Here is a 25194-nt window from a genome sequence, read left to right as displayed (position 1 = left end):
GCCTTCGGCTTTTGCCGTTTCAAACGATTGTCTCGCTGATGCCGGAGAAACTCGAATTCGACGACGCGAGCCGCCCGATAATATCAGGGATCGGCCAGCTAATCGGGTCTTGAGCTGAGAGCTCTTCCATTCGAGCCAAGAGCTTTTTCGAACCGATAGTGTCGGCGTAGTGTAGCAACCCGCCTCGCCAGCGGGGAAATCCGTAGCCGTGCATCAAAACAAGATCGATGTCTTCGGATCTCTCGGCTATGCCCTCTTCCAAGATCGACGCTGCCTCAGCGATCATCGCAATCATCGTGCGCTCTTGAATGTCGCAGAGCCTGAAAGCCCGCCTTTCGACTCTCGCTTCATGCGATGCGCGCTCAAGCAATGCGATCACTGTAGGCGATTGAGCAGGCTTGCCCCCTTCGTAGTCGTACCAGCCCGCCTCAGATTTGCGTCCGAGTCGTTTGTGGTTTTCAACAAGCCTATCCGCAATTGGAACATAGCGAACGTCCGTCCGCTTGCGCAAATTTTGCCGTTTACGATTTGCGTAGGCGATATCAAGGCCAGACATGTCCTGCGCCTCATAAGGACCCATGGCCATACCAAACGCGCGCATGGCCTCATCAATCTGATACGGCGTTGCTCCCTCAAGGAGCAGGATATCGGCCGCTTGACGATAGCGGGCTAGGATGCGGTTGCCAATGAAGCCATCACAAACACCAGAGAGAACTGGCACCTTCCGCAAGGCCTTGGCCAATGCGTATGCGACACCGAGCGTTTCAGGCGACGTATGATCTCCGCGTACGATCTCCAAAAGCTTCATGATGTGAGCGGGGCTGAAGAAATGCAGTCCAACGAAACGGCCCGGGTTTGGTATCTCCGAGGCAAGCTCGTTGACATCGAGATATGACGTGTTAGTCGCGAGGATCGTGGTATCCGGAAGGATAGCTATTAGCGAAGCGAAAATTGCCTTTTTTACGGCCATGTCCTCAAATGCGGCTTCGATCGCTATGTCAACCACTTCGAGTTTCTCATGTCTGACCCGGTGGCTTATCCGCGCTTTCAGAGCCTGCGCTTCTCCATCGGTTAGCAGACCGCGCGACCTGCCCTGCTCCAAAATCCGGTCTGCATTTTCGTTTGCCCTAGCAGAAGCGCCGTTGTCAGTTTCCAAAATGGTGACACTCAAGCCACTGGACGCCAAAGCATATGCGATCGCCGCGCCCATGTTGCCGCCGCCGACGACCAGAGCGGTTCGCAACTCCCTCTCCGGTGATGGGAAGTTGCTTCCCCGAGATACGGCCGCACGCTCAGCGAAAAAAACATGTCGAAAGGCACGGGCCTGCTCTGAGCCACGGAGCTCCAGGAATGTCGCCCGCTCCTTTGCTAGGCCTTCACTGATTTCGCACGATCCGGCGAGCAAAACGAGATCAACAGCTTTTTTTGGCGCGATTTGACCGGCCGACTTCCGAACAACCTGTTCGACGGCGTGCTGGACGGTCGCGGTATCGCTAGTGGGCGTGGGCATCAAATCGAGCGGCTCGATTTCTGACAGCACCGTCAAATCGACTGCCTTTGCAAAGGCCACCGGGTCGTCTGCGACGGCATGAATAAGCCCAATCGCCAAGGCTTCCGACGCTCTGATCGCTTTCCCGAAGCCGACAAGCTCAATAGCCTTGGTTAGGCCTACTGCGCGTGGAAGCCGTTGCGTTCCGCCGGCGCCCGGTACAATACCTAGAGTCACCTCTGGCAGTCCGAGGCTGGCCGATGGAGACGCGACGCGGTAGCGACAGGCCAATGCAATTTCCAGTCCTCCACCAAGGGCAACCCCGTTAATAGCGCATATGGTAGGAATGGGGAGTGACGCAAGTCGCGATAGAACATCATTTAGGTGAGGCTCTTGTGGTGGCGCATCGAATTCCTTCGCGTCGGCACCAGCGACGAACGCCTTTCCCCTTCCTGTGATGACCATGCTTTTCGCCTTACCGGCTAAAGCAACGTCCATTGCCTCCAGTAGGCCACAGCGGACATTCTTGTTGATCGCGTTGACCGGCGGGTTGTTGACGGTGACGATAGCCACACCGTCTTCGATTTCGATATGTAGACACATGTCATCACCTACCTTGGAAAGTTGGGGAGGGTGCAGCGTTAAAGAGACCATCGTTCGTGGCGCATGACAGCCGACCAGCCTTTTTGTCGGGAGCTGGTTTGATCAACTGCCTTGCCTTACTGCTCTTCGTTCCACCCCGTTCGCCACCGACGAATAGCTCAATCTTGGGATACTCGTTCGCTTGCACGGCGGGCCTCCGACTTCTTCAAATTGATAGATTGTTGAGGCGTAGCAACGCGTTCGAGCAACTGTCTATTTTGCGACAAGGAACGCCTAAGGCGCTGATACAACTATGCCAGTACGCAGCGACGCGAAGGATTGGTAATTCTGCAGACCACACAGTCTGTAGGCCGAGACTGCGTCGTCTCGGCCAGAGTATGAGGAAGACTTGGAGAAATGAGCCTGGACCCAGATACCCTTGAGCAGTTTCTCGACACGCTCGACCGCTTCGTTCGGGAACGACTGATTCCAAACGAGCACAAAGTCGCCGAAGAGGACGCAATCCCCATGGGTCTGATTCAAGAAATCAAGGATATTGGCCTCTTCGGTCTATCGATTCCAGAGGAATACGGCGGCCTTGGTTTGACCATGTCTGAGGAGGTGGCCGCCGCCTTCATCCTGGGTCAAGCATCCCCGGTGTTCCGCTCTTTGATTGGCACGAACAATGGGATCGGCTCGCAGGGCATCATCATCGATGGGTCGCCTGAGCAGAAACAGATGTACCTCCCATGTCTGGCGACTGGCGAGATGATTGCGTCCTTCGCTCTCACGGAGCCGGACGCGGGATCGGATGCCGGATCGCTGAAGACATCGGCACGTCGAGACGGTAATGACTTCGTCCTGAACGGCACGAAACGCTTCATCACGAACGCACCGCATGCCGGGCTCTTCACCGTATTTGCGCGAACCGATCCGACATCGAAGACGTCCGCGGGGGTAAGCGCCTTTCTGATTGAGGCCGACACGCCGGGGCTATCGCTCGGAGCTATCGACAAGAAGATGGGGCAGAAGGGATCACACACTTCGGACGTCATCCTCGACGATTGTCGCGTGCCCGCCTCGGCGATCTTGGGTGCCGAGGGGCAAGGCTTCAAGACCGCGATGAAGGTTCTCGACCGAGGCCGCCTGCATATCTCTGCCGTCTGTGTCGGCGCAGCGGAACGACTGATCCGGGACAGCCTTGCCTACGCAATGGACCGCAAACAGTTTGGCGGCCCCCTGTCCGACAAACAACTCATCCAGGCGATGCTCGCAGACAGCAAGGCTGAGGCCTACGGTGCACGATGCATGATCGAGGAGACAGCGCGTCGCAAGGATGCGGGGCGCAAGGTCACCACGGAAGCAGCCTGCTGCAAGTTGATGGCAAGCGAGATGGTTGGTCGCGTGGCCGACAGAGCGGTCCAGATACATGGTGGTGCTGGATACATGGCGGAATACGCAGTCGAACGGTTCTACCGTGATGTCAGGCTGTTCCGTATTTACGAGGGCACTTCGCAGATTCAACAACTTCTCATCGCACGCAACATGATCAGCGATGCAGCGGCGTGAGCGACGGACAGATCACGATGACCAACACAGCAAGTGGCGCCCTCAAGGGCATCAGGGTCATTGACCTCAGCAGAGTTCTTGGCGGTCCATACTGTACCCAGATATTGGCGGACTATGGCGCCGAGGTCATCAAAGTCGAACCGCCTCAAGGTGACGAAACGCGCGGGTGGGGACCGCCATTCATTGATGGCCTCAGCGCTTATTTTTCTGGCGCCAACCGCAACAAGCGATCAATGGCTGTCGATGTCGGCAGCGACGATGGACGCGCCATCATCTTCCGCTTGCTCGAGCATGCGGATGTTTTGGTGCACAACTTCAAGCCTGGCGCTCTGGAAAGGTGGGATCTTGGGTATGAGGTCCTTAAAGAACGGTTTCCTAGATTGATCCTTTGTCACGTCACCGGCTTTGGAGCCGATGGGCCGTTGGGCGGATTTCCAGGCTACGACGCCGTCGTCCAGGCTATGACGGGCATAATGAGTATCAATGGCGACCCCAACGGTGGCCCGATGCGTATGGGGACCCCAATCGCCGATATCGGAACTGGACTCATCGCTTGCAACGCAATCCTCGCGGCGCTTATTGAGCGTGGCCGGTCTGGGCTCGGACAAGCCATTGAAGTGCCGCTGTTCGATAGCGCAATCAGTATGCTCCATCCGCAGGCGGCGAACTCACTCATGTCGGGCAAAGTTCCGGTATCCACCGGCAATGGCCATCCGAATATCTCACCATACGACATGTATAAGACGCGCACGAAGCCCATCTATCTCGCTGTGGGTAACAACGGACAGTTTGCGAAATTGTGTGAGCATCTTGGTCTGACGGAACTAGCTGGCGATCCACGGTTCGCCAACAACGCGGAACGGTTGCGCAATCGCGAGGCACTGACTGCGGCGATCACCGCAAAGCTCGTTGTGGCCAACGCGGAGGAGCTTGAGCCTGCCTTGTTGGCGGTCGGGGTACCCGCTGGTGTGGTCCGCAACGTGAACGAAGCGCTGGAACACCCGCACACGAAGCACCGCCAGATGGTCGTCTCGGTCGGAAACTACAGGGGAACTGGCGTTCCCGCCCGGATGAGCCGAACTCCCGGAAGCGTCCGCACAGCGCCACCAAAATTCGGGGCGGATACGGTAGATGTGTTGTCCGAGGCAGGATATCCTGAAGCGGAGATAAAGCGACTTATCAAGGTGGGGGTCGTCAAGGCTGCGGAAGATTGAGAAGGGTCATGCGCCCATCACGGGGCGCATGACGCTTGCTCCTACTTGGTGAACCCGTCGAAATTGGAGAGATAGACGGCACCGAAGCCGTCGAGAATCGCACGGGCTTCCAGGTTCGGATCGCCATAAACCACAAAGCTGGATACCGAAGCGAGCGCAGTAAAGCGTTCGGCGAACTGCGAGAACGTCTTTGTGACATGATAGACCACGGCGGCCGAACTGAGATAGTGCTCGATGATATGTATCGCCGTTCGACCACCATCGACGTGGTATTCATAGGCGAGCGAACCCTCTTCCCTTCTAGTTTCTTCAACAAGCGGGCGTACCACTTCCCTGAAAGCCTCGAAATAGTTTGGCTTAACCTTGACGATACAAACCCAATAGATGTCTTCGCGCATAGTATTCCTCCCAATTGCTGCGGTATGTAGTTTAAGAGGACCATCACGTCTGATCGCGAGCAATTGTGGATTTCGAGACACTCCATGTCTCAGATGTGGATCGAATGAGAGGTGTCCCCGCGCCGGCGAGAAGCGCCTCTCGCTCCTTACCTATTTGGTGAACTGCCCCACGACGCCATGCAGGGGCGCCCAGTTGATGTTCTGATTGGGATCCTTGATGTTGCAGGGCAGTCGTTGGGGCTGATCACAAAAACCTACTGCCCGTCCTGACCAGCTAAGAAACGCCTGGAAAAGAAAGCCAAGGAGCAGAAAAATAGGCCCCTAAAGGGCGTGCGGGCCGTTGAAGAGGCACGAAATCTTCCACTCGCACTGCGTTTTAAATCGGGGGTAGCGCTACGCTCATGAAATAACGGCCGTAGAATTTTCGCTGGCCGCGGGTTGTAAAATTCCGTCTCGATATGTTTTCGGAGCCGCAGGTACGTTTGTATCCTGCAGAGCTACACTAAGTAGACCTCCGGGGGCCTTAAATATGGGATGCTTCCGCCTACCTTTTGCTCATCAAGCTAGAGCAGAGGTCAACGCGATATGATACGCGAAATTGCCACCGTGCTGATCAAACCGGGTTCTGAAACGCCGTTCGAGCGAAACTTCGTAACGGCTATTCCGTTGTTCGAACGCGCGAAAGGTTGGCGCAGCGTCCGACTGGAGCGGTCAGTCGAGAATCCGCAACGGTACCTGATCATCATCGTTTGGGAAACTTTGGAGGATCACATAGTCGGGTTCCGTAATTCGGATGATCATAGGCGTTGGCGCGAACTTGTTGGAAGCTTTTTTGCAAGCCCCCCTTTGGTGGATCACACCGAAACAGTGTTCGAATGATCTAGATATAGGGGAATTGCTGTGAAAATTTTCGTCACCGGCGCAAGCGGTTTCATAGGGGGTTCGTTTGCCGCTGAGGCGGTCCGCCGAGGACACGAAGTCCGAGGTCTCGTACGATCACCCGAAAAAGCCCAAGCTTGCGAGACTTTCGGAATTACGCCGGTCCATGGCAACCTCGAAGATCATGACATCCTGGCCTCAGAAGCAAGGTCCGCTGACGCTGTGGTCAACGCAGCAAGCAGTGACGATCGCCAAGCGATCGACACAATCCTGGCGGTTATGACCGGCTCCGGTAAAGTTCTGCTTCATACTAGCGGCAGTAGCATCGTTGCGGACAATGCCAATGGTGAGCCAAGCGAAATCATCGTCGACGAGGACCACCTACCTGAACCAACTAAGGATAAAGCAGCTCGTGTGGCTCTTGACCAGGCAATACTAGATGCCCCCGACATTCGCTCAGTTGTTCTGTGTAATTCGCTCGTATTTGGGGATGCGCTCGGACCAGAAGCACGCAGCGTCCAGCTTCCGTTGTTGATTGACTATGCACTAGAAACAGGCAAAGCCGCCTACATAGGACGAGGCTTTAATCGCTGGTCAACAGTCCATATCGCCGACGTCGTCGAATTGTACTTGCTTGCACTCGAGCGAGCACCTGCGAAAACATTTACTTTCGTAGAAAGCGGAGAAGCTTGTTTTAAAGACATGGCGTTTTCAATCGCGCAAGCGCTCAACCTGGGTGAGCCAATTTCAATGCCCCTTGACGCAGCGGAGGCACGATGGGGGCATGCTCGCGCGCGTTATTCACTTGCGTCGAACAGCAGAGTTCGCAGCATTCGGGCGGCCGAGCTAGGTTGGCTGCCAAAACGTCCGTCTGTGCACCATTGGATCGCAGACCATCTCGATACCGCGAGTTCAACAAACTGATATCGGATTCTTGACAGACTCGACGCAAGTTGCCGTCGATCTCATTCCAAGCATGTCTCGTTTGGACTATGGAGTTTTTAATGCCTAAACTATCGCAAAAAGATGACCTCATTAGTTCGAACGTCTCAGTTGAATACCCTGATTTCTCCAAGGCCCCTTCGCATGTTCGGGAAAAATTCGAAAGCCTTCCGACGAAGGTCAATTTTTTCAAGATGTTAGGGCACAGCATCGGCGCGTTCATTCCCGTCATCGATCTTACCAATGCGATCTTCAGGGACCTGACCATTTCGGACTATCATAAGGAACTGATGGTTTTAATGGTCGGCGCGTATGAAAACGTGACATATGAATGGGAGCAGCATATCACCATCGCGCAGGTTGCCGGCGTTCGGCCAGATCAGTTCGTCGCAATTGCCGAGGGTCGGCTTGATGATACAGAAGCCTTTACTGAACGTGAGCGCGTTCTTCTGCGTTTCGGCAAATCGATTATACAGAAGGGGAAGGCGCCAGGCGTCCTGTTCAAACATACCCTGCAGCACTTCTCTGTGGAGGAACTCAGTGACGCGATCATCGTCATCGGGTATTACAGGATGATCGCCGCTCACATTCAAACGTTCAATATATCCATCGATGCTCAAGGCGATGGAAATTGGATTAAAGGCTGACGCAACGGCCTCAAAGTGAAGCATTCCACATACACCAGTACTGATAGTATCGTCGCGCTGCTGGCTGAGGAAGCTTAGGAAAAGCTGATCGCAATTCGAGGTGCCGATCGATACGATCAAAACGTTGCGGCGGCGTTGGTCGTCGCCAAGCATCACCTTACGGAGAAACCTTCGCGAACGAACTGAATTAGCCCCCGAAAGGCCCGGACATGCTCCACCACTTAGCTAAGTGGGTAGGAGTAATGTTGGTAATATGACTAGCAGCAATTTTAAGATGGAAGTCCTCTCCGGCCCAGAACGTCGGCGACGCTGGAGCACGGCAGAGAAGCTGTCGATCATTCACGAGACCTATGAGGCGGACGCAACGGTGAGCATCGTTGCGCGACGGCACGGCATCCAGCCGAACCAGTTGTTCGCGTGGCGCAAACTGGCGTCCCAAGGGGCACTGACAGCGACGGCCGCTGAGGAAGAGGTGGTTCCCGCTTCCGAATACCGGGCGCTTCAGGCCCAGGTGAAGGAGTTACAGCGCCTGCTAGGTAAGAAGACGATGGAGAGCGAAATCCTCAAGGAAGCCCTCGAAATCGCCGGGAGCCCAAAAAAACGTATGTTGCGCTCGCTCTCTCTTCCGAGGGGGATTTTGGGATGAAGGCCGTCTGCAAAACTTTGGGTGTCGCCCGCTCGAATATTGCCGCGCGTGCCACAGGCTTCCCTTCCAGAGCCAGAGGACGCCCGCCACTCCCTGATCGCGAGCTGGTAGAGGACATCAAGGCCGTCATCGCCGATACGCCCACCTACGGCTATCGGCGTGTCCATGCCATCCTGCGCCGGAATGCCCGGAAACCGGGGCGTCCGTGGCCCAATGCCAAGCGCGTCTACCGGGTGATGAAGCTACACAATCTGCTGCTAGTGCGTCATACCGGGCCGGTCGATGATCGCCTTCACGACGGCCAGGTCGCCGTCGAACGTTCGAACATCAGATGGTGCTCCGATGGCTTCGAGATCGGCTGCGACAACAAGGAGAAGGTTCGTGTTGCCTTCGCCCTCGACTGCTGCGACCGTGAAGCAATCGCCCATGTCGCCACCACCGAGGGCATCAAGAGCCAGGACGTGCAGGACCTCGTGATCACCGCCGTCGAGAACCGCTTCGGCCGCATCAACATGTTGTCCGAGCCCATCGAATGGCTCACCGACAACGGTTCCTGCTTCGTCGCCAGAGACACCGCATCCTTGCTTCGCGATATCGGCATGGAGCCGTGCACGACGCCGGTGCGCAGTCCACAATCGAACGGCATGGCCGAGGCGTTCGTCAAAACCTTCAAGCGCGATTACGTCTCGGTCAATCCCACCCCGGATGCTGAAACCGTCATCGCTCAACTGCCGTTTTAATTCGAGCACTACAACAATCTTCACCCGCACAGCGCGTTAGGATATCAGTCCCCACGCGAGTTCATCAGCTCGCAATCTCAAACCTGAGCATGTCCGGTCTTTTGGGGGCAACTCCACCTTCGCGAATGAACCTTTACAAGGTGATATTGCGGCCGAGATTTTGAGACGGACGGAAGGTCTGGGGACTGGCCCTTGATCCGTCCGTCGTACCGCCCGGCAAAGCCGGCCGATTTCAGAATTTCGATGCCTGTTGTGTCGGGGTCTTCGGCTGCTTGTCGGTCCACTCGGGTGGCGCACCGACTTTGTCGGCTACGATACCAGCGAGACCCGGCGACCGACCGAACAGATCACAGGCCGCGTATTTAGGCTTGCCGCCAAGTGCAGAATTCATCCGTTGCCCGGATGGCAACGACAGGTCGAAACCCTTCGGCTCTTTTCCGCTAACGAGCATGCGCGAGAGGTATTTTCCAAAATTAGCGGCGAGACTGTAAGCGTCCCCGACCTCTGACACGCGCGCATTGTTGGTGATCGAGTTGGCGCCCTTCGACCAGACGACAGCTGCCCGTTGGGTGCCGCTGATGTCTACCGCCTCGGCCTCGACCGCAAGGCCGCCGAGCCCGACAGGCAGTCGCGGAATCCCCACCGGCAGGGCAAGGCTGCTGCCAAGCGAAACCGCGGTAGAAACACCGGCCATGGTTTTGTTGGTCGCGACAATATCGGTCACGACGGTTCGAACGGTCAGATCGGCAGGCTGACCCGTGGGGACGATCTGGTACCTATCGCTGAGCGAAACGCAAACGGCACGGTCAAGCGCGTTGGAGACCAGTGCCCTGTCTTGCGGTGACTTAATTCGCGAGGTGGCATCAAAGGAGAAAGTCGTCGGTATGATCGAGACTGTTCTCACGCCAGCTAAGCCCCGTGCATCAACAAAGGTGCGGGATTTGGTAAACTTGCCCTTCGGCGGGCTGAGCTGATTATAAGACGTCAACGTCCCGCCCTCCTTTAGAGGAACGGACGTGCAGCCGGCGAGAAGAGCTGCCGTTGGCAGTACAAGCCACGCCAATCGTAAGCGACGCCTGCTCAATTTGTCTGCTCCGGAAATCGTCGCTTCCTGACCGTGTCTGTTGTTCACAATGCTGTCCCCTTGCATATCGCAGAGGGCGGAGAATGCGCGACAAGAATTGCGGCAACATTACAGGAATTGAAATGGTAACACTTCCATCCTAGCCAATCGTTTGCGGCGCTCGGTCCGTTGACGTGCTACAAGCAGATTGCAAACGTGGTCCCAGCAGAAGAACTGTCGATCGTCACTTTTCCGCCATGGCCTGAAACGATTTGCCTGACAAGCGCCAGACCGAGGCCTGCTCCCTTGCTCTTGGGAGTAACCCGGTAGAAGGGCTCGAATATCAGATCCTGCTGGTCTTTCGGGATACCCGCCCCCTCGTCGGAAACAGCAATCACCGCATCGGAGGTGACGGAGACGACGATCGCGCCAGTGTTTCCTCCGTGATCGATCGCGTTTCGGACGAGGTTGGTGATGGCTCGCCTAAGCGCTGATGGGCTGCCCTGTCGCTTCAGCGTCTCAATCTCGCTCTCGAACGAGATGTCATAGCCCGCCGCGATAGCGACCGGGGCGAGATCTGCGACCACTGCGCGCGCTATGTCGACGAGATCCATGGTTTCCTGCAGGTCATCGGTCTGATCGTTGCGCTCGAAGGCTAGAAGTTGCTCGGCCGTGTCGGCAAGCCGCGCAACATCGTCGAGCAGACGCCGGCGCTCCCTGCCCTCATCCATGCCTTCGATGCGGGTCTGCATGATGGTGATCGGCGTCCTCAACTCATGCGCAGCGTCGATCAGGAAGCGCTGCCTGGCCAGGAACTGCTCTTCCAGTCGTTCGAGCATGCTGTTAAAGGCAACGATCAGTGGCGCAACCTCTTTTGGCACCTTGCGGACGGGAAGCCGCGTCCCCGGTCGGCGGGGATCGATTTCCGGAGCCATCTTCGCAACGTCTTTCAAGCCTGCGAGCCCCCGGCCGACGATGCGCGGGATGGTCAGAAACAATGCCGGCAGGGCGATCGCCAGCAGCGGTACATAGATGGGCGCAAGGCTGGTCAGCATCGTCAGGATATTGTCGGTCGTGCTGGTATTGCCGCCGTACATGAGACGGACTTCACCGAGAGGAGTTTCGATGGCGTCGATCGAGGCTTTATCCTGCGTTCCGCTCGCGCCTCGAATGTCGCCATCTCTGATCAAGCGAACGTATGGCGCTAGACCTTGATAATAGTCGGGAGTGGTGCCGAAACTCACCAACTGCCCGTCCTGAGTGGCGGCGACGAACCATAGGCGGTCGTTCTCTGTTTTGAACGATCGAAGTTGGGCGCTCTCTTTGATGACGAGCCGTCCCTGTTGATCGCGTGTGAGCGAACCCTCAAGCGCATGCGTCAGCCTGTCCTTCAGCCCGACATTGGGCGAGAGGATCATTGCGCCGTAGACGCACAATCCTACAATTACGGCTGCCACCACGGCGACGAAAACGAGGCTTAGTTGCCAGCTCAACTTCCACCAGAGTGAGGCGCTTGGGCGGGTTGTTTGCATCAAACCTCATCCTTCAGCAAATAACCGACGCCGCGAATATTATGGACGGACACGCCAGCAGAGCAATCCGCCAGGCGCTTGCGCAGCCGCGAGATATGCGCATCGAGTGCGTTTGACTTGATCTCTTCCTCGTAATTGTAGACGGCCGCTTCAAGAACGGATCGCAGCACGGTTTTGCCCTGACGTTTGGCAAGCGCAATCAGCACCAGCAGTTCGCGTCGCGGAAGATCAAACGGACTTTTGTCCATGGTCACCGTGAGATTGAGCGGATCGATCGTCATGCGGCCGACGACGATCAGCGCCTCTACGACAGAAGCTGGACGGCGAAGAACGGCGCGTACACGCGCCATCAGTTCGTCGACGCGAAAGGGTTTGCCGAGATAGTCATCTGCTCCCCCGTCGAGACCCTCGATCCGCTCTTTCGGATCGTTTCGGGCGGTGAGGACGATCACGGGGGTCAACACGGCTGCCCGCCGCAGCGTTGGAATAAACGTGAGGCCCTCCCCATCCGGCAAACGACGATCAAGGAGGATTACATCATACGTATTCTGTCGGGAGAGTTCACCTGCGTCTGCGAGCCGCATCGCATGATCGATGACAATGCCTTGCTTGCTGAGCGCTGCCATCAAGGCATTAGCCAGTTCCTTTTCGTCCTCCACCAGTAGAAGTCTCATCCTGCTCACCGCCTTTTCCACGTCTTCTTTTCTATTGTGAACGTTGCGGCAGAATTACGTAACCCCGACTGGAGCCGGTAATGCTGGTGCAATTGTCGGGACCTAATCATGAGAACAACCGGTCGCCGAGATGTGCGACGAGGCCGCAACGATGCGGCCGTATTGAACTCGATGAGGAACGATGCGCATCATGGCCTTCAAATGGACTGTGAGAATTGCCAAGTCAGGAATGCTCCTGGGCGGCTGCACTCTTGTTTTTTATGTATCTCGATCCTACCCGTGGCACGGTCGATGCCAACGAGCGAGTCAAGGATATCGTCGCGTCCGCGTCCGCATTGCAGGCAAGCGGACCGCTTGAGCTGGCACAAACTGAAGTGACGAGTGTTGAGCCGGTTTCGATGGCAGAGCGTCTGCGCGTCAGCGGTGAGCTTCAGCCGATCAGCCGGGTGGTGATGCGGGCAAGAAGCGCCGGCAAGGTCCTCGACCTAGCTGTTCGGGAAGGCGAGCGCGTCAGGGCTGGTGACGTCATTCTCCGCTTCGAGACTGATGATCTTAAATCGACGCTGTTGGAATGTGATAGCGACCGCGACGCCGCCGAGGCCGAACTGACGCTTGCCATGCAGGCACTTAGCCGGATCGAACAACTGGATGCAAAGAACGTCACATCGAAAGAGCAACTAGAAAAAGCCAGTAGGGACGTCGCATCATAGATCCTTCTCGATGAACCTGAGCAAGCAGTCGGCTACATCATTTTGTTAGATCCAGCTCCATGGTGAGCTGGCCGACCTTGCGTTCACGCGTTGCGACAGCGTCGCACTCGACGATTACGCTGGCTTCAGCCTTGTCATCGTTCAGTTCGCCGATCGAACTATGTTAGCCGTGATCGGATGAGGTTGGCAGAAACGCCATAAGTCCGCTTGCGTTGCGCCGCCCGTTGACGACGTTCCGGATATCTTGGCAAAGCTGCGACTTAAACGGTGTCTAATGTCGGCGACATGGACCTCGGTGAATTGGACATGTTCTACCGGAGACCAGGAAGCGCCTCAGACTTAATGCGGTTATCACGATATATGGTGGACGGCCAAGCGAATAATGGCCGCAGTTCAGTTTCAAGACTGCCGGCGTTACGCCGGCGTCCCACAAGCTCTGAAGGAACGAACGCGATAGGTCATTGATAACAACCGTGTCGCGCGTGGCGAGCACCACCTGAAGTTTGAGATCTGGCCGGGAAAAACCATTCGAATAGTTCCCCAGGTTCAAAGGGGCCCAAGCTTGCCTCAAATCACACAGTGAAATTGCTGGTTCAAGACTTTTGCGTATCGATCGTGTCGCGCGCCCGGTCCAGACCATGTCCGCAAGGCTTCCGGCTGTGAGGAGTAGTGATGTCTTTGACACGGCTCTGTCATGTGCAGCGATCAAACCGGCGACCCACGAACCGAGGCTCATACCGAGTAGGGAAATTTCTCGATATCCTTGGCTCTCCAGCCAACGAATGAGCTTTCGCCCATCCAGAACGGCCTGCTTCATAGACTCGAGGGTCCGACCAATATTGGCGCTGAGCATAAAATCGGCATATCGAGACCCGGGACGGCTGCGTTCAAAGTGATAGGGCATCGCAATCTCGACGACCGTTATGCCACGCTTTGCGAAAAAATTCGCAAGCTGATGGTTCCATGACGTCGCATTCCAATGATGAAACACGACCAGCGCGCGGTCTTGGCATCCGCCGTCCGTGATCTTCGCCACGACAACGTTGTTCTCCTCGACGTCAGTCGTGATATCGGAGCGAAACCGAAGCCAGCCGTCTCGCCTATCGAACGCGTCATCTCCGCTGATGGGACCAGCAAAGTATGCCGCGTCAGCGACGGCTTGATCTGCGAGATCACAGAATTCCGAGAGCGTTGTGCTTGGCTCCTTGCCCGGAAACGCAAGCTCGCCGCCAAGCGCAAAATTGGTCTTCAGCTTCCATTCTTCTCCGCGCTGCGCTCGCCGCTCATCCCAACGATCAAGCCAATTATAATACATTGGGTTGGTCCTTTACCGTAGTGGGTCGCCAAGCCCGCAGCTCCGGGTCTATAAGGCCGTAAACCGCGAGCACCGCGGCTATACCCAAGAGGAGCGAAAAGCCAGAAAATGCATCGATCACCAGATAGGCAACCAGGAGAAATCCCACGATCGCTGACCTTTTCCACATCTGCAAATGGGACTTGAAGGTGGCGCCCAGCCGGAGGGCGGCGTACCCGAAAACGACGCAGGTCGAGATAGCGATCAGGAGGCTGCTATAGTGTGTCGGCATCCTGTACGTGAATGTCCTGCCAATATCCTCGTCATTGCTGAATAGCGTAAATCCATCATCGACCAACCAGGTCACGATATTTTGGCCATTCGATGCGAGATAGGCGCTCTGGGCCTTCATGCAGATGGCGACGATGATCCCCAAAATCGTACATCGAAACACCCCGCTCATCACCCGTAGGCTCGCTTTGGCGAATTCGTGTTCTGTCCCTGGATTTGCCTTCGCGGCTTGCGCCGTCCTCCAGAGATCCTGAACGAGCGTGTAGAGGAGTATAAGCCCGGCGAAGAAGATATAGAAGCTGAAGCACATGTAGAGGTATGCCAAGCCGGTAAAGAAAAGGGTGGTCGGGACGGATATGACCTCAGGGCGGGCAAGGGTCAGTTTGCCCCAGTCAATGGCGTAGCTGCCGCTACCCTTGATCAGCGGGATCAAGCTGACCCCAATCCATTGGACAATGCCGGCAACCAAAACGCAGATCAGGAAAACCGCCCAGAACGTGTTCGATGATGCCTCGACGTTTCTCGCCCACGCTTCGTCGCTTTCCCAACGGCTGGCGGGGTTTGCGAGCCTCAGGCGCCCGTCCTTCTTCCAGTACGCCAGTAGCTCGACGAGGAAGGCAAAATAAAGTGGCAGGAACACCATGAAGAGGATGGTCCAGTTCGGTGCCCAGAAGAAGCCAACCTGCTTAACAAGGCCGTCCGATCGCATGTAGGTGGCATCGTGGATGCCGACCATAAAAGAGAGAAATCCCAGTGCGGTGGCACCCGCAAACACGGAAGCAGGCAAATCCAGGGGGGATCCGCGCGTGAAGATGGCTTCAGATTTCCTGGCCAAACCGTGACGGACTGTTGGTCGGCCAATATCTGTGTCGGGGATTGATGTCGGAGCCGTTGAGGGCGGCGTGACATTATCTGGAGGCACATCGGGAACCGGGTCTTGCGGTTCCGACGGCTCGGCATTCATGGCCTTTTTTGCATCTCGTCTTTTGGCCGTCAGGCGTATTTGGGCTGCGACAAGCTCCACTTGCCACTGGTTGGTCGCCTCGCGGTCGTCACACCCCAAAATCCTCGCCAGCCACTTTATGTTTGTCGTGCTTATTCCCTTGTCATTGTCTTGAAACCAAAGCTGCACGGTCCGCAAATCCACACCGTTACGGTTCGGATCGACGTGCAAAATCGCTTCAGAAAGAAGTTCCGGCGTCCATGGTCCGGCCGGAAATCCATCATTATCTAGGGGTCGCCCCGCTCCCGCCGCGGCGATCTGTTTGAACAATTCCTTGATGTCGCTGTCGCCGTTCGGCGGCGGGACGAATATTTTATTGTTTTTAATCAAAATCTTGTGAAATTTTATTTCGTTTCATTTCTCAATGTTTCGTATTTTATCGTGCCTTCCCTCTCAATCAAGGCTTTATCGACCCGACGCAACTGGAAGCGAACCCGGTGCGCAGCGTGCAACTCACGGACGGAGGGTCTCTTGGGCAATGTGAAGCATTTGGCGGAGCTGCCGGCGTCTCGGTTTGCATCTCGTCGCACCGATGCGGGTACTCCAATTCGGCCTCTCGGTAGCGATCGCGCGCTCTGGTCAGAGCCAAGTCACAGTTTCAAGGTCGAGGACACGTCCCTTGACCACCTGATCGATCGGCACATTCCGGCGCACCTGAAAAAGTTGGATGCGGTCCGAGCCTGGGATCAACGACGGGCAACCGGTCAACCGGTGAGCGTTGCTTACGCAAACCTTCTGTCAGACGTCGTGGAGGAGGAGGAAGCCAGTCGGCTGGCAGTCCTCAGATACCGGCCCCAAAGCGATCGTGAAGCCAAGCTGAAACTCACCTATCTGGCGGCGTATTTGATTGCGACACGAGGTACGCTCGCGACCCATGAACCACTTTTGATCCCGCCAGTGGAAAGGGACAAGCCCAAAATGCCTATCTGCTGAGATCCCTCCAACTCAGATGTATACAACTTGCGCCACGGCCGTGACACCTTGGTCCAGATCACCAGCGGAGGCCGCGGTCGCGGCCCGGTCAGATCCTTTTCAGGAGGGAAAGACGGCGCTGCCCTCTCTCCCTCACAAGCGAAAAATGCGGTCTCCCCGTCCTTCCGCCGCCCGCTCTTCCAGGCGTGCGTCGTGCAGGATCGCCACCATGGTGACGACCCGTCGGCTGCGCCTTCGGGCGGGCGAACCCCCTCCGCTTTTTCCCTTGCCACCCTCTCTCCCGCTGCTCTGCGCGAACTCGGAAGCAGGAGGCGGGGCTCCTGCCCACGAGGGGCACGAGAAGACCGCTTCGCGGACATGAAAGGGATAATACCATGACCAAGACCGCAACCGTTTACGTGATTGATCCGGCATCTGCGACCATCGAGGCCGTTGAGATCGAAGCGCGCAGCGCTTTCTCTCAGACCTACAAGCTTATCGATTGCCGGTTGGTGGAGGTGGTCGCCTTCGACACCCATCACAAGCTGATTGTAGATGAGGAGGGTCTGCATGATGGAATCTCTGCCTTTACAATGCTCGACGGTTACCCGCAGGCCTTGGCCGGAAAGCTCGTCCTCGTCGGTGAAGATGACGGCGACTTCTTTGCCGCTCCAAAGATTTCGATTGAGGACGCGGCGAAGCGCTTTCGCTGCGTGCGGCCGGTCCTCGACCCGGTGTTCGCAACCGTCAATGAGGATCGCGCCGACGCCTTTGTCATCGGAACCATGTTGAACGGGTTTGAGACCCGTCTGGAAAGCACAATGCCGACCGTGATTGAGGGGGACGCCGGATGACAACCGCCGTCGCCGCGACTTTCGCCGCAGTTGCTGCGGCGGAGGCATCGCCCATCATTCTCACACTCGAACGCATCGCCCGCACCGGCGAGGCAATGGCCGCTGACAAGAAGGTGGACGCTAGATGAGCCGTCACATCGTTACCGTGATAGGGCCAGCCCGGACGGATCGGGACGCCATCATTGGATATGATCCTCCCCTACGGACCTTCTTTCTGCAGGCGTTTCCCGATCCGGAAACCGATGCCTGCGCCCTATGGCTTGGTGCGACTCTTCATGAATTTCCCAGCCTCGAAGCAATTGTCGAAATGGCCCGTTCGCGGGGTTTCGAAATTCGCGGCTTGGGGCAGGACGCGATCATAGCCATGACGAAGGAAGCAGGCATTCAAACGCCACCGAGCGTCGGCGAACGGCTTGGTATCGTGCGGTAGACATGGCCGGCATCGAACACATCGAGCGTTCCATGCCGGCACCCGGCGAGGTCGGTCACCCAACGCGTCCCGACGTCGCCTCTGCTTCATTGGACGAGGGGAGCCCGCCCCCCTCCCCTCGCGCTCCCCGCCCCACCCTTCGATCAGGAGAACTCCTCATGAGACAGCCACAGACATTCACCGCTGAAATGGGAGCACGACTGGCAACGGTTCGTGCTGATAGTGGCCTGCCAGTCACGCAGTTTGCCGCCAGCGTGGACGCGACTGAACAGGATTACCTCGCGTGGGAGGCCGGTCAACAGGAGATGCCCACGCAGCTGCTGAGGGCGCTTTTCGACCGATATGACGTCGATGTGTCGTGGCTCATTAGCGGCCAGGGACAGCGGTACAATGGATCCGAAGATGTTGACCCATGACAGGCAGGCATTCCTTGCCAAGCATATGCTCGATAGGATATTATAATATCCTCAAAAGGATATGCTGCCATGCCGCTCTATATCAAGGACCCGGAAGTCGACAAGCTTACCGCCGAACTCATCAGGCTGACGAAAACGTCCAAGGTCGATGCGGTCAAGGCGGCGCTCAGGCATGAAATTGCCAACCGAAAAAACAAGCTACCGGTTCGCGAACGGCTCGCCAAGACCCTCGCCATGGCGAAGGAGGCGGGGCCGATGGTCCATCTCGATCACAAGCAGCTGACAGACGAGATGTGGGGCGAAGACTGATGCTGTTCATCGACGCGTCCGTGATCGTGGCGATCATCGGCCAGGAAGACGATGCCGAGCACCTGATGGATCGGCTGTCCGATGACGACGGTCCCTTTTACGTCTCCGCTCTGGTACGAATGGAGGCGACGCTGGCGCTGACCCGCCAGATGGCCGAAGCCCAGGGCCGCAACAAGCCGGCAACGCCGGAGATCGTCGGGAAAGCCCGCCGGCTCGTCGATCAATTTATCGCCGACCTCGAAGCACGCGAAGCGATGATTTCGGGCGACGTCGGAACCAAAGCGCTCGATGCTGCCCAGCTTTACGGCAAGATCGTCAATCACCCGGCCAAACTCAATCTCGGCGATTGCTTCACCTACGCCTGCGCGAAAGCCTATCGCACTAGGATCGCTTACAAGGGTGACGATTTCGCTGAGACGGATCTCGGCTGGTAGGCGCTATCGCGCCGGAACACGGAACGCCCTCTGCGGGGGCAGTCGGTCCCGCCTTCCGCTTCCGCGGCGCGATGCTAAGGCTCCTGCGGCTGCCCTCGATCCGCCGATGACGTGTCGAGAATTCCCGAAATCCCGCTTCGCGGCGCTATGCTGATTTCTCCGATGTTCTTAATCTTCTGTCCCGGATCTCGGCCTTGCGCCGGTTGATCCGGGTGGTGGCGGCGCGATCGCCGCTCCTCAGGTGGGATCGAGTTGAAAGCGAGCTGCCCGAGGCGCGGAGCGCTTATCACTCGGAGCGCAGCGGGCAGATCAGTCGATGGAGAACCAGCCTGCCGGTTCACTTCCGCATAGCGCGTCCCGGACGCCGGACGCACATTTCTTCCATTTCCTTACCGCTCTTACGACAGGCTTCCGATCGCGCCAATGGGCAAGCGCGCAAGCGCCGTCGCGCTGCTGGAAAAACGGCTTTCAGCGTCAGGCCGCCAAATCTTCCGTTTTTCCAGCATCACGTCCCATGACCCGACCGGAAACCTGGCGGGAGCGGGCTGCGCCCTCCCCCTTCGTTCCGCCGGATGTGGGAGCACATCCTTCGGAGCCGAAGGCTGAAAGGCTTCGCCCACTGGCGGGACTTGCTTCCAAGACCTTACAAACCTTGGAGATCGAACATGACCGACATCATTGCCATTGCCCTGAACAAGCTCGACACCGACCCGATGAACGTTCGCAAAACCTACTCGACGGAGAGCGTTGAGGGCCTTGCCGCCTCGATCTTGGCCAACGGGATCATTCAAAACATCGTCGTGAGGAAGGCGACAAAAGGTCGGTTCTTCGTCACCGCTGGCGGCCGACGTCACGCTGCGTTGAAGCTTCTTGCAGAACGGGACCAGATCGCCATGGATCATCCGGTCAATGCGTTGGTGAAGGATGTGGATGAGGCGACCGAGATCAGCCTGACCGAAAACGTCATGCGCGAGGACATGCACCCTGTCGACCAGTACGAGGCCTTCAAAGTGATGGTCGATGCGGGCAAATCTGTAGCCGATGTTGCGGCACGTTTCGGGGTGACGGAGATCATCGTGCGGCGTCGGTTGGCGCTGGCGAAAGTCTCGCCGGTCCTTCTGGACCTCTTCCGCAACGACGAGATGGACTTCGAGCAGTTGAGCGCCTTCACCCTCTCCGACGACCACGAGCGTCAGGAGCAAGTCTGGAACTCTCTCGGGTCTTGGAGCCGTCACGCGCATCACATCAAGTCGGCGCTTGTGACCGACGAGGTGGCGAGCAGCGACAAGCGGATCAAGTTGATCGGTGGCCTCGACGTCTATGAGAAGGCGGGGGGAACTGTCCGCCGCGATCTTTTCGATGAAAACCGTGGTGGTTATGCGCTGGATGTCTCGCTGATCGATCGTCTGGCGATGGAGCGGCTTGAAGCCGAAGCTGAACCCTTCCGGTCGCAGGGCTGGGGCTTCGTCGAGGTCGGCTTTGAGCGTCCCGACTGGATTTACAGCGTGCCGGGCGTCTATCCGACCGAAGTGGAGCTTTCTGCCGACGAGCAGAGCGAACGCCTGCGGCTGTGCGCTGAGCATGACGCATTGGTCGAAGCCGTCGATGGTGAGACGGCCGACGCGGATGCAAACGAGCGTATCAATGCCATCAATGCGCGGCTCGATGTGCTGGATGAAAAGCAGCAGGCCTTTACCGACGAAGACAAGGCACGCAGCGGCGTTGTGGTGGTGATCGGTTACTACGGCAAGGTTGAGACCATGCAGGGCATCGTCAAGCCCGGTGAGGATGGCGAGGAAGCAGGTCTGGACGACCACATGACGGGCGATGCTGTGGCCCCTGTGGTCGAAGAGGATGATAGATCGAGGCTCAAGCATTCGGGAGCCTTGATCGAGGATCTGACCGCGCAAAAGACGGCGGCGTTGCGCGTCGAGCTGGCCAACAATCCTGATATCGCGCTGGTGGGGGTGGTTCATTCCATGCTGCTGCGTGTCGCCTATGACGGCTATGTAGCCAACCAGACCGCCTTGCAGCTGTCGTTGACCCATGAGCGTGTCGAAGGGTTGATGAAGCAGCCCTCTGCCTGCACCGCATCGGACGCTTTCGACAATCTGCGGGAGAATTACAGCCATACGATCCCGGGCAACCCCGCTGATCTCTTCGATTGGTGCCTCGACCAGAGCCGCGACGAGCTGCTGATGCTTATGGCCTTTGCGGCGGCGCATAGCCTGAACGCCGTGGAGAAGAAGTTCACCGACCGCAAGCAGCTTGATCAGGCAAACCAGTTGGGCCGCGCGCTCGGTGTCGATATGGGGGATTGGTTTGAGGCCACCGCCGAGACGTATTTCGGGCATCTCAACCGTCCGAGCATTCAGGCGGCGGTCGCCGAGGTGCGGGGGGCAGATTATGCCGCTGGGATTGCGGGCATGAAAAAGGCGGAGGCCGCTGCCTATGCCGAACGTGCAATCAAAGGATCGGGTTGGCTCCCGCCGATGGTCCGTATCGGGCAGGACCTCGGTGACGAAGCTGCAGCCACGGTTGCGTCCGAGGCATTCTCCGTCGCGGCCGAATAGGTCGTGTTCCATCGCCGGTCGTGGCCTGCGCCATGGCCGGTCCATCCGAGAAACGATGTCCGATGGTCGACGACGAGTGTGATCCTACGGATGCGGCAGAGAGATGCTGCAAGCTCATAAAAGCCTATTTGAGACGAGACGCAGATGTAGAGTGGACGGAGGTCGAGAAGGCACTCGACATCGCCTTGACCGCCTTTGGCCTGCCGCGCGCGAATGCCAACGAAGCTATATTAGCCCCATAACCGTCAGCACTGTATCACCGCCCGTCATGGCTTTCACCATGGCGGGCCTTTTGCTTGTCGTCTCGGTTCTTGGGCTGCTGCTCGCCGGCCTTGAGAGGAAGCCCGAACCCCTTCCTCTCAAACTCTCCTCCCCACCCATGGGAAAAATAGAACCATATTGGCGTCGTTTCTCAGTCGCTGTGTCCCGAAATGGTGTCTCACATTTTCGCATAAAGTACTGTAAATGCTAAGTTACTTGCGCTGAAGATCCGGCCTCTCTCGCCCGAGACGCCAACGCTCCTCGGAAATGTTGCACCAATTTGATTATTCGGGCTATGTAAATACGGTTCGGGAACATCGAGGTTCGCGACTCACGCAGTGACTCATTTTGGAGATTGAAGCCGGCCCAGAAAAGCAAAACCGCTCCCGAATAAAATCCGGAAGCGGGTCTGTAGATAACAAATATGCCAAAACTGTTTTCGCAGACCCTCCCTCCCATGTCAACATCGTGACGCCATTTCGGTGAACGGAGAAGCTTTGTCTGGTCCCAGGACGGGAGACGAGACAATGGGAGAAACCCTTGCACCAAAGCGGCGCGCTGGCCGCAAAATGACGCGCGAGCGAGCCGAGTTCCGGCAACTGGCGCAGTCGACGGAAGTCGGATCGGTGACGCGCGGCCAGTTGGCGATTCTTGCACAGAGCCTACCCTGCACCGGGCTGATCACAGCAACTGAGAGCCATCTGCTGACAGTCATCATCAATACCGCCCGCACCGATGCCTTCGATCGGTCCGGCCGTCCGATCGTCTTTAAATCGAACCGCCAGCTCGCCTTCGAGATCAATCGCTCGCCCGGTCGGGTGAGCCGCATCCTGTCTCGGCTGTTCGACGCCGGAATGATCACAATGCAGGACAGCGCCAACCTGAAACGCTACCCGATCCGTGACGAAGACGGTGACATAGCGGATGCCTGCGGAATTGATCTGCGCATTCTCATCGCGCGATACGAGGAGCTTGCCGCCCGCGTGAAGCAGAGCCGGCAGGAACGACGCGTTTGCGACGCGGCCGCCCGCCGGTTTCGGGCCGCGTTGCGGGGGGCTCGATCATCGCTTGCCAATGGGCAAGGGGTTTCGGCCAGCAAGATTGCGAAGCTCGCCCGGCGGGTCGATCGAATTGCGGACTTCGTTGGGATGGCCGCGAGAGCCGGCGTCGATCTGCTTCGCAGGGCGACGGTTATTCTTGACCGCCTCGTCGCCAGACTGCTGGGGGCAGATCGCCAAGGATGTGCTGAAACAGACGACGATATGACATGCGCGAATGCCGGAAACGACACGCACAGACAGATTACAACTCCTCATCCTCTTGAAGAGAGTAATACGAAAATGCGTTCGGCTTACGCCGAACAAGTGGAATCTGATCTGGCTGGCTTTGCCAGCAATGGGGCTTTGGAGGAAAGCCTGAGGCGAGGCTGCGGCGAAAGCAACAACGAACCTGCCGTGCGACAAGCCCTGGTCGGGTTGGACGATGTCTGCCGGGCAGCGCCATCCCTGTTTGCATATTTCCCCTCCCCTCTCCGCAACTGGTCTGATCTTGCGCGCCTTATGCCTCAGGCCTGCCGGATTGCCGGCGTCTCGGAGGACGCGCGATTGCGCGCGGTCGAAACCATGGGCCAGCAGGCGGCGGACGTGGCGATTGCGATCACCTTCGAGAAATATCATCGCCAGGAGGTCAGCTCGCCCGGCGGCTATCTGCGCGCCATGACGAAGCGCGCCGCCTCCGGTGGGCTTCACCTTTCCCGATCCGTATTTGGGCTCGCCGCCCGCAACAGCATGGAGATATGCCCTTGAGATCAGCGATATTAAGCCTCCTCGTCATCGTGTTTACATTCGCCTCCCCTGCCCTGTCTTCGGACATTGCCGGCCGGGCACGTGTGATCGACGGTGACACATTCAGCATTCGAAAGACCCGCATCCGGATTGCAGCGATCGACGCATGCGAACGAGATCAGACCGGGCTCAAGGACGGTCAGATCTGGGCATGCGGGATCGAGGCGCGCGGCAGTCTTGCGAGAATGATCGACGGCCGGCACGTTCGATGCGTACAAGTCGACACCGATCAGTATCGGCGGGTTGTCGGCCAGTGCTTCATTGGAGGGGAGGATATCGGCCTCGAGATGGTCAAGCTCGGACAGGCAGTTGTCTTGCTGCGCTATCTGCCACCATCACATCCGCTCAACCTCGCTGGATATCATCTGGCCGAGGACAATGCCCGTCGATCGCGGCGCGGCGTTTGGGCTGCAAGCGTGGAACCGCCGGCGGTTTATCGGCGAAAGCATCACGCGATACACCCCACAGCGGCTGGCGACAACGAATAGGCGAAACCAATTTGGTGCGATTTACTGGCGATGTGTGGTGAAATTCGCTTGAAATGCTGAAATTGCGACATCATAATGATGCGAAACGCGGCGGTGTCAGTATGGCGATGAATGGCGGATGTGCCGGACTGCTCAGGTGCTTTCCCCTTCAAGGCAGTTGCTTTGATGTCCGTTCGCACGGCTACGCGGTTGTGCGCAATGCCGCCGTGAGCCCAAATTTCCCCGCCTTGCGGCTCCTCGCGCGCCAAATTTGGTTCGCGTCTGGCCTCCTCCGCTTCGCTTTGGCCTTCGGTGCGCACCGCCTATGCCGTGCCTAACGATCATCGCAACCACCCAGAAGGAGTGAAACACATGACCATGACCAACTATATCCAGTTCACCGCCGACGACATCGACACCGCCACCGGTTCCGGCCTCATCTCGACGATTGATCGCGATCTCGACATCAAGGTCACGCCTTTCGACAGCGCCAATGAAAACGCCCCGACGCATCGGGTCTACGCCAAGTCTCCGCGCGGCCACGACATCGAGGTCGGCGGCATCTGGAAGAAGCTCAATGCCGAAAAGCGGCCGTATTACCAGCTGTCGATCAAGCGCCTTGGCTTCAATGCCAATCTGGGCCGCTATCCCGGCCAGGATGACATCGCCCTGCAGGCGATTATCGAATGGGAACCGCGGACCTGATGACACTTATGGCCCGGCGTCAGTCGGGCCATAAGGCCCGATCGTAAATCCCGCAATGGTGGATTTTCCACCCGCTTCATGATAGTGTGCCACAGAACTGGAGTATGCCCGATGAACCTTCATTCCCCTCGCCCGGATCGTTCCCCGGAGGCAGTTGCCGCCCGTAAGCGCGCAACCGACCAGGCGCGTGCCATGAACGCTCGCCAAGGCTATGTCCATGATCCGCTTCTTGAGGATGCCACTGCGTCTTATGTCGCCGGCGATCTCACACGCGATGAATATCGCGCCCGCATCATGCCGGCATCCTCTCGCTGAC

The 25194-nt window shown here is 57.5% G+C and carries 26 protein-coding genes and 1 pseudogene; 19 read left to right on the top strand and 8 right to left on the bottom strand.

What is annotated here, in order from left to right:
- Nucleotides 1-19 precede the first annotated feature (19 nt).
- Nucleotides 20-2092, bottom strand: coding sequence for an FAD-dependent oxidoreductase (locus tag HNQ72_RS24935; protein ID WP_183996384.1), 2073 nt, complete (start codon nt 2090-2092; stop codon nt 20-22).
- A 396-nt stretch (nt 2093-2488) separates the two neighbouring features.
- Between HNQ72_RS24935 and HNQ72_RS24930 the strand changes: the two genes are divergently transcribed.
- A complete protein-coding gene (locus HNQ72_RS24930; protein ID WP_183996382.1) occupies nt 2489-3640 on the top strand; it encodes an acyl-CoA dehydrogenase family protein in 1152 nt (383 codons plus the stop codon).
- 17 nt (nt 3641-3657) lie between these two features.
- Nucleotides 3658-4854, top strand: coding sequence for a CaiB/BaiF CoA transferase family protein (locus tag HNQ72_RS24925; RefSeq protein WP_183996380.1), 1197 nt, complete (start codon nt 3658-3660; stop codon nt 4852-4854).
- Nucleotides 4855-4895: 41 nt separating this feature from the next.
- On the opposite strand, the gene HNQ72_RS24920 is transcribed toward HNQ72_RS24925, so the two are convergent.
- Complete coding sequence (locus HNQ72_RS24920; protein ID WP_183996378.1) at nt 4896-5252, bottom strand: putative quinol monooxygenase; 357 nt, start codon at nt 5250-5252, stop codon at nt 4896-4898.
- A 585-nt stretch (nt 5253-5837) separates the two neighbouring features.
- Here HNQ72_RS24920 and HNQ72_RS24915 point away from each other — a divergent pair.
- The 4 genes and pseudogenes from HNQ72_RS24915 (at nt 5838) to HNQ72_RS24900 (ending at nt 9193) form a co-directional block, all read left to right on the top strand.
- Nucleotides 5838-6131 carry an antibiotic biosynthesis monooxygenase family protein gene (locus HNQ72_RS24915; RefSeq protein WP_183996376.1) on the top strand — a complete coding sequence of 98 codons (294 nt, stop codon included), beginning with the start codon at nt 5838-5840 and terminating at the stop codon, nt 6129-6131.
- Between the two features lie 21 nt (nt 6132-6152).
- Nucleotides 6153-7055, top strand: coding sequence for an NAD-dependent epimerase/dehydratase family protein (locus HNQ72_RS24910; RefSeq protein WP_183996374.1), 903 nt, complete (start codon nt 6153-6155; stop codon nt 7053-7055).
- Nucleotides 7056-7135: 80 nt separating this feature from the next.
- Nucleotides 7136-7720, top strand: coding sequence for a carboxymuconolactone decarboxylase family protein (locus HNQ72_RS24905; protein ID WP_183996372.1), 585 nt, complete (start codon nt 7136-7138; stop codon nt 7718-7720).
- Between the two features lie 253 nt (nt 7721-7973).
- A pseudogene (locus tag HNQ72_RS24900) lies at nt 7974-9193 on the top strand (IS3 family transposase).
- A 145-nt stretch (nt 9194-9338) separates the two neighbouring features.
- Here the strand turns inward: HNQ72_RS24900 and HNQ72_RS24895 are convergent.
- The 3 genes from HNQ72_RS24895 to HNQ72_RS24885 all read right to left on the bottom strand — a co-directional run bounded on the left by HNQ72_RS24895 (nt 9339) and on the right by HNQ72_RS24885 (nt 12375).
- Entirely contained in the window at nt 9339-10256 is a 918-nt protein-coding gene (locus tag HNQ72_RS24895) for a DUF3313 domain-containing protein (protein WP_183996370.1), read from the bottom strand.
- Nucleotides 10257-10366: 110 nt separating this feature from the next.
- Nucleotides 10367-11704: a sensor histidine kinase gene (locus HNQ72_RS24890; protein ID WP_183996368.1), complete on the bottom strand. Its 1338-nt coding sequence runs from the start codon at nt 11702-11704 to the stop codon at nt 10367-10369.
- A complete protein-coding gene (locus HNQ72_RS24885; RefSeq protein WP_183996366.1) occupies nt 11701-12375 on the bottom strand; it encodes a response regulator transcription factor in 675 nt (224 codons plus the stop codon). Before HNQ72_RS24885 ends, HNQ72_RS24890 begins: the two co-directional genes overlap by 4 nt.
- A 251-nt stretch (nt 12376-12626) precedes the next feature.
- Here HNQ72_RS24885 and HNQ72_RS24880 point away from each other — a divergent pair, with 251 nt between their 5' ends.
- Entirely contained in the window at nt 12627-13085 is a 459-nt protein-coding gene (locus HNQ72_RS24880; protein ID WP_479683727.1) for a hypothetical protein, read from the top strand.
- Between the two features lie 271 nt (nt 13086-13356).
- Here the strand turns inward: HNQ72_RS24880 and HNQ72_RS24870 are convergent, their stop codons facing one another.
- Together HNQ72_RS24870 and HNQ72_RS24865 are read right to left on the bottom strand one after the other, a co-directional pair.
- A complete protein-coding gene (locus HNQ72_RS24870; RefSeq protein ID WP_244654542.1) occupies nt 13357-14400 on the bottom strand; it encodes an alpha/beta hydrolase in 1044 nt (347 codons plus the stop codon).
- Nucleotides 14390-16003 (bottom strand): RcgA family putative transporter, encoded by a 1614-nt coding sequence (locus tag HNQ72_RS24865; protein WP_183996364.1) that lies wholly within the window; start codon nt 16001-16003, stop codon nt 14390-14392. Before HNQ72_RS24865 ends, HNQ72_RS24870 begins: the two co-directional genes overlap by 11 nt.
- A gap of 141 nt (nt 16004-16144) precedes the next feature.
- Here HNQ72_RS24865 and HNQ72_RS24860 point away from each other — a divergent pair, with 141 nt between their 5' ends.
- The 10 genes from HNQ72_RS24860 to HNQ72_RS24820 all read left to right on the top strand — a co-directional run bounded on the left by HNQ72_RS24860 (nt 16145) and on the right by HNQ72_RS24820 (nt 24194).
- Nucleotides 16145-16606: a hypothetical protein gene (locus HNQ72_RS24860; protein ID WP_246450551.1), complete on the top strand. Its 462-nt coding sequence runs from the start codon at nt 16145-16147 to the stop codon at nt 16604-16606.
- Nucleotides 16607-16980: 374 nt separating this feature from the next.
- Nucleotides 16981-17439, top strand: coding sequence for a DUF3846 domain-containing protein (locus HNQ72_RS24855; RefSeq protein ID WP_183996362.1), 459 nt, complete (start codon nt 16981-16983; stop codon nt 17437-17439).
- Nucleotides 17436-17567, top strand: coding sequence for a hypothetical protein (locus tag HNQ72_RS31005; protein ID WP_280518290.1), 132 nt, complete (start codon nt 17436-17438; stop codon nt 17565-17567). Before HNQ72_RS24855 ends, HNQ72_RS31005 begins: the two co-directional genes overlap by 4 nt.
- On the top strand, nt 17564-17869 hold the full coding sequence (locus tag HNQ72_RS24850; RefSeq protein WP_183996361.1) for a hypothetical protein: 306 nt from the start codon (nt 17564-17566) through the stop codon (nt 17867-17869). Before HNQ72_RS31005 ends, HNQ72_RS24850 begins: the two co-directional genes overlap by 4 nt.
- Before the next feature lie 158 nt (nt 17870-18027).
- The gene (locus HNQ72_RS24845; RefSeq protein ID WP_183996359.1) at nt 18028-18285 is read left to right on the top strand and encodes a helix-turn-helix domain-containing protein; all 258 of its coding nucleotides are present in this window, start codon (nt 18028-18030) and stop codon (nt 18283-18285) included.
- A 69-nt stretch (nt 18286-18354) separates the two neighbouring features.
- Complete coding sequence (locus HNQ72_RS24840; protein WP_183996357.1) at nt 18355-18594, top strand: type II toxin-antitoxin system VapB family antitoxin; 240 nt, start codon at nt 18355-18357, stop codon at nt 18592-18594.
- On the top strand, nt 18594-19028 hold the full coding sequence (locus HNQ72_RS24835; RefSeq protein WP_183996355.1) for a type II toxin-antitoxin system VapC family toxin: 435 nt from the start codon (nt 18594-18596) through the stop codon (nt 19026-19028). The genes HNQ72_RS24840 and HNQ72_RS24835 overlap by 1 nt, the downstream gene beginning before the upstream one ends.
- Nucleotides 19029-19693: 665 nt before the next feature.
- Entirely contained in the window at nt 19694-21601 is a 1908-nt protein-coding gene (locus tag HNQ72_RS24830) for a ParB/RepB/Spo0J family partition protein (protein WP_183996353.1), read from the top strand.
- 788 nt (nt 21602-22389) lie between these two features.
- Nucleotides 22390-23667, top strand: a complete 1278-nt coding sequence (repC, locus tag HNQ72_RS24825; protein ID WP_183996351.1) for a plasmid replication protein RepC — start codon at nt 22390-22392, stop codon at nt 23665-23667.
- Complete coding sequence (locus HNQ72_RS24820; protein WP_373289490.1) at nt 23664-24194, top strand: thermonuclease family protein; 531 nt, start codon at nt 23664-23666, stop codon at nt 24192-24194. The genes repC and HNQ72_RS24820 overlap by 4 nt, the downstream gene beginning before the upstream one ends.
- Here HNQ72_RS24820 and HNQ72_RS24815 read toward each other — a convergent pair.
- Entirely contained in the window at nt 24155-24493 is a 339-nt protein-coding gene (locus HNQ72_RS24815; RefSeq protein WP_183996347.1) for a hypothetical protein, read from the bottom strand. The two genes, HNQ72_RS24820 and HNQ72_RS24815, sit on opposite strands and share 40 nt — an antisense overlap.
- 52 nt (nt 24494-24545) lie before the next feature.
- Between HNQ72_RS24815 and HNQ72_RS24810 the strand changes: the two genes are divergently transcribed.
- Both HNQ72_RS24810 and HNQ72_RS24805 read left to right on the top strand, forming a co-directional pair.
- Entirely contained in the window at nt 24546-24878 is a 333-nt protein-coding gene (locus HNQ72_RS24810; RefSeq protein WP_183996345.1) for a DUF736 family protein, read from the top strand.
- A 111-nt stretch (nt 24879-24989) separates the two neighbouring features.
- Complete coding sequence (locus tag HNQ72_RS24805) at nt 24990-25193, top strand: antitoxin VbhA family protein (RefSeq protein ID WP_183996343.1); 204 nt, start codon at nt 24990-24992, stop codon at nt 25191-25193.
- Nucleotide 25194 lies beyond the last annotated feature (1 nt).

The organism is Aliirhizobium wenxiniae (assembly GCF_014201355.1).
In the GTDB taxonomy this organism is placed as follows: Bacteria; Pseudomonadota; Alphaproteobacteria; order Rhizobiales; family Rhizobiaceae; genus Neorhizobium; species Neorhizobium wenxiniae.
This window is presented reverse-complemented; position numbering and strand designations above follow the sequence as displayed.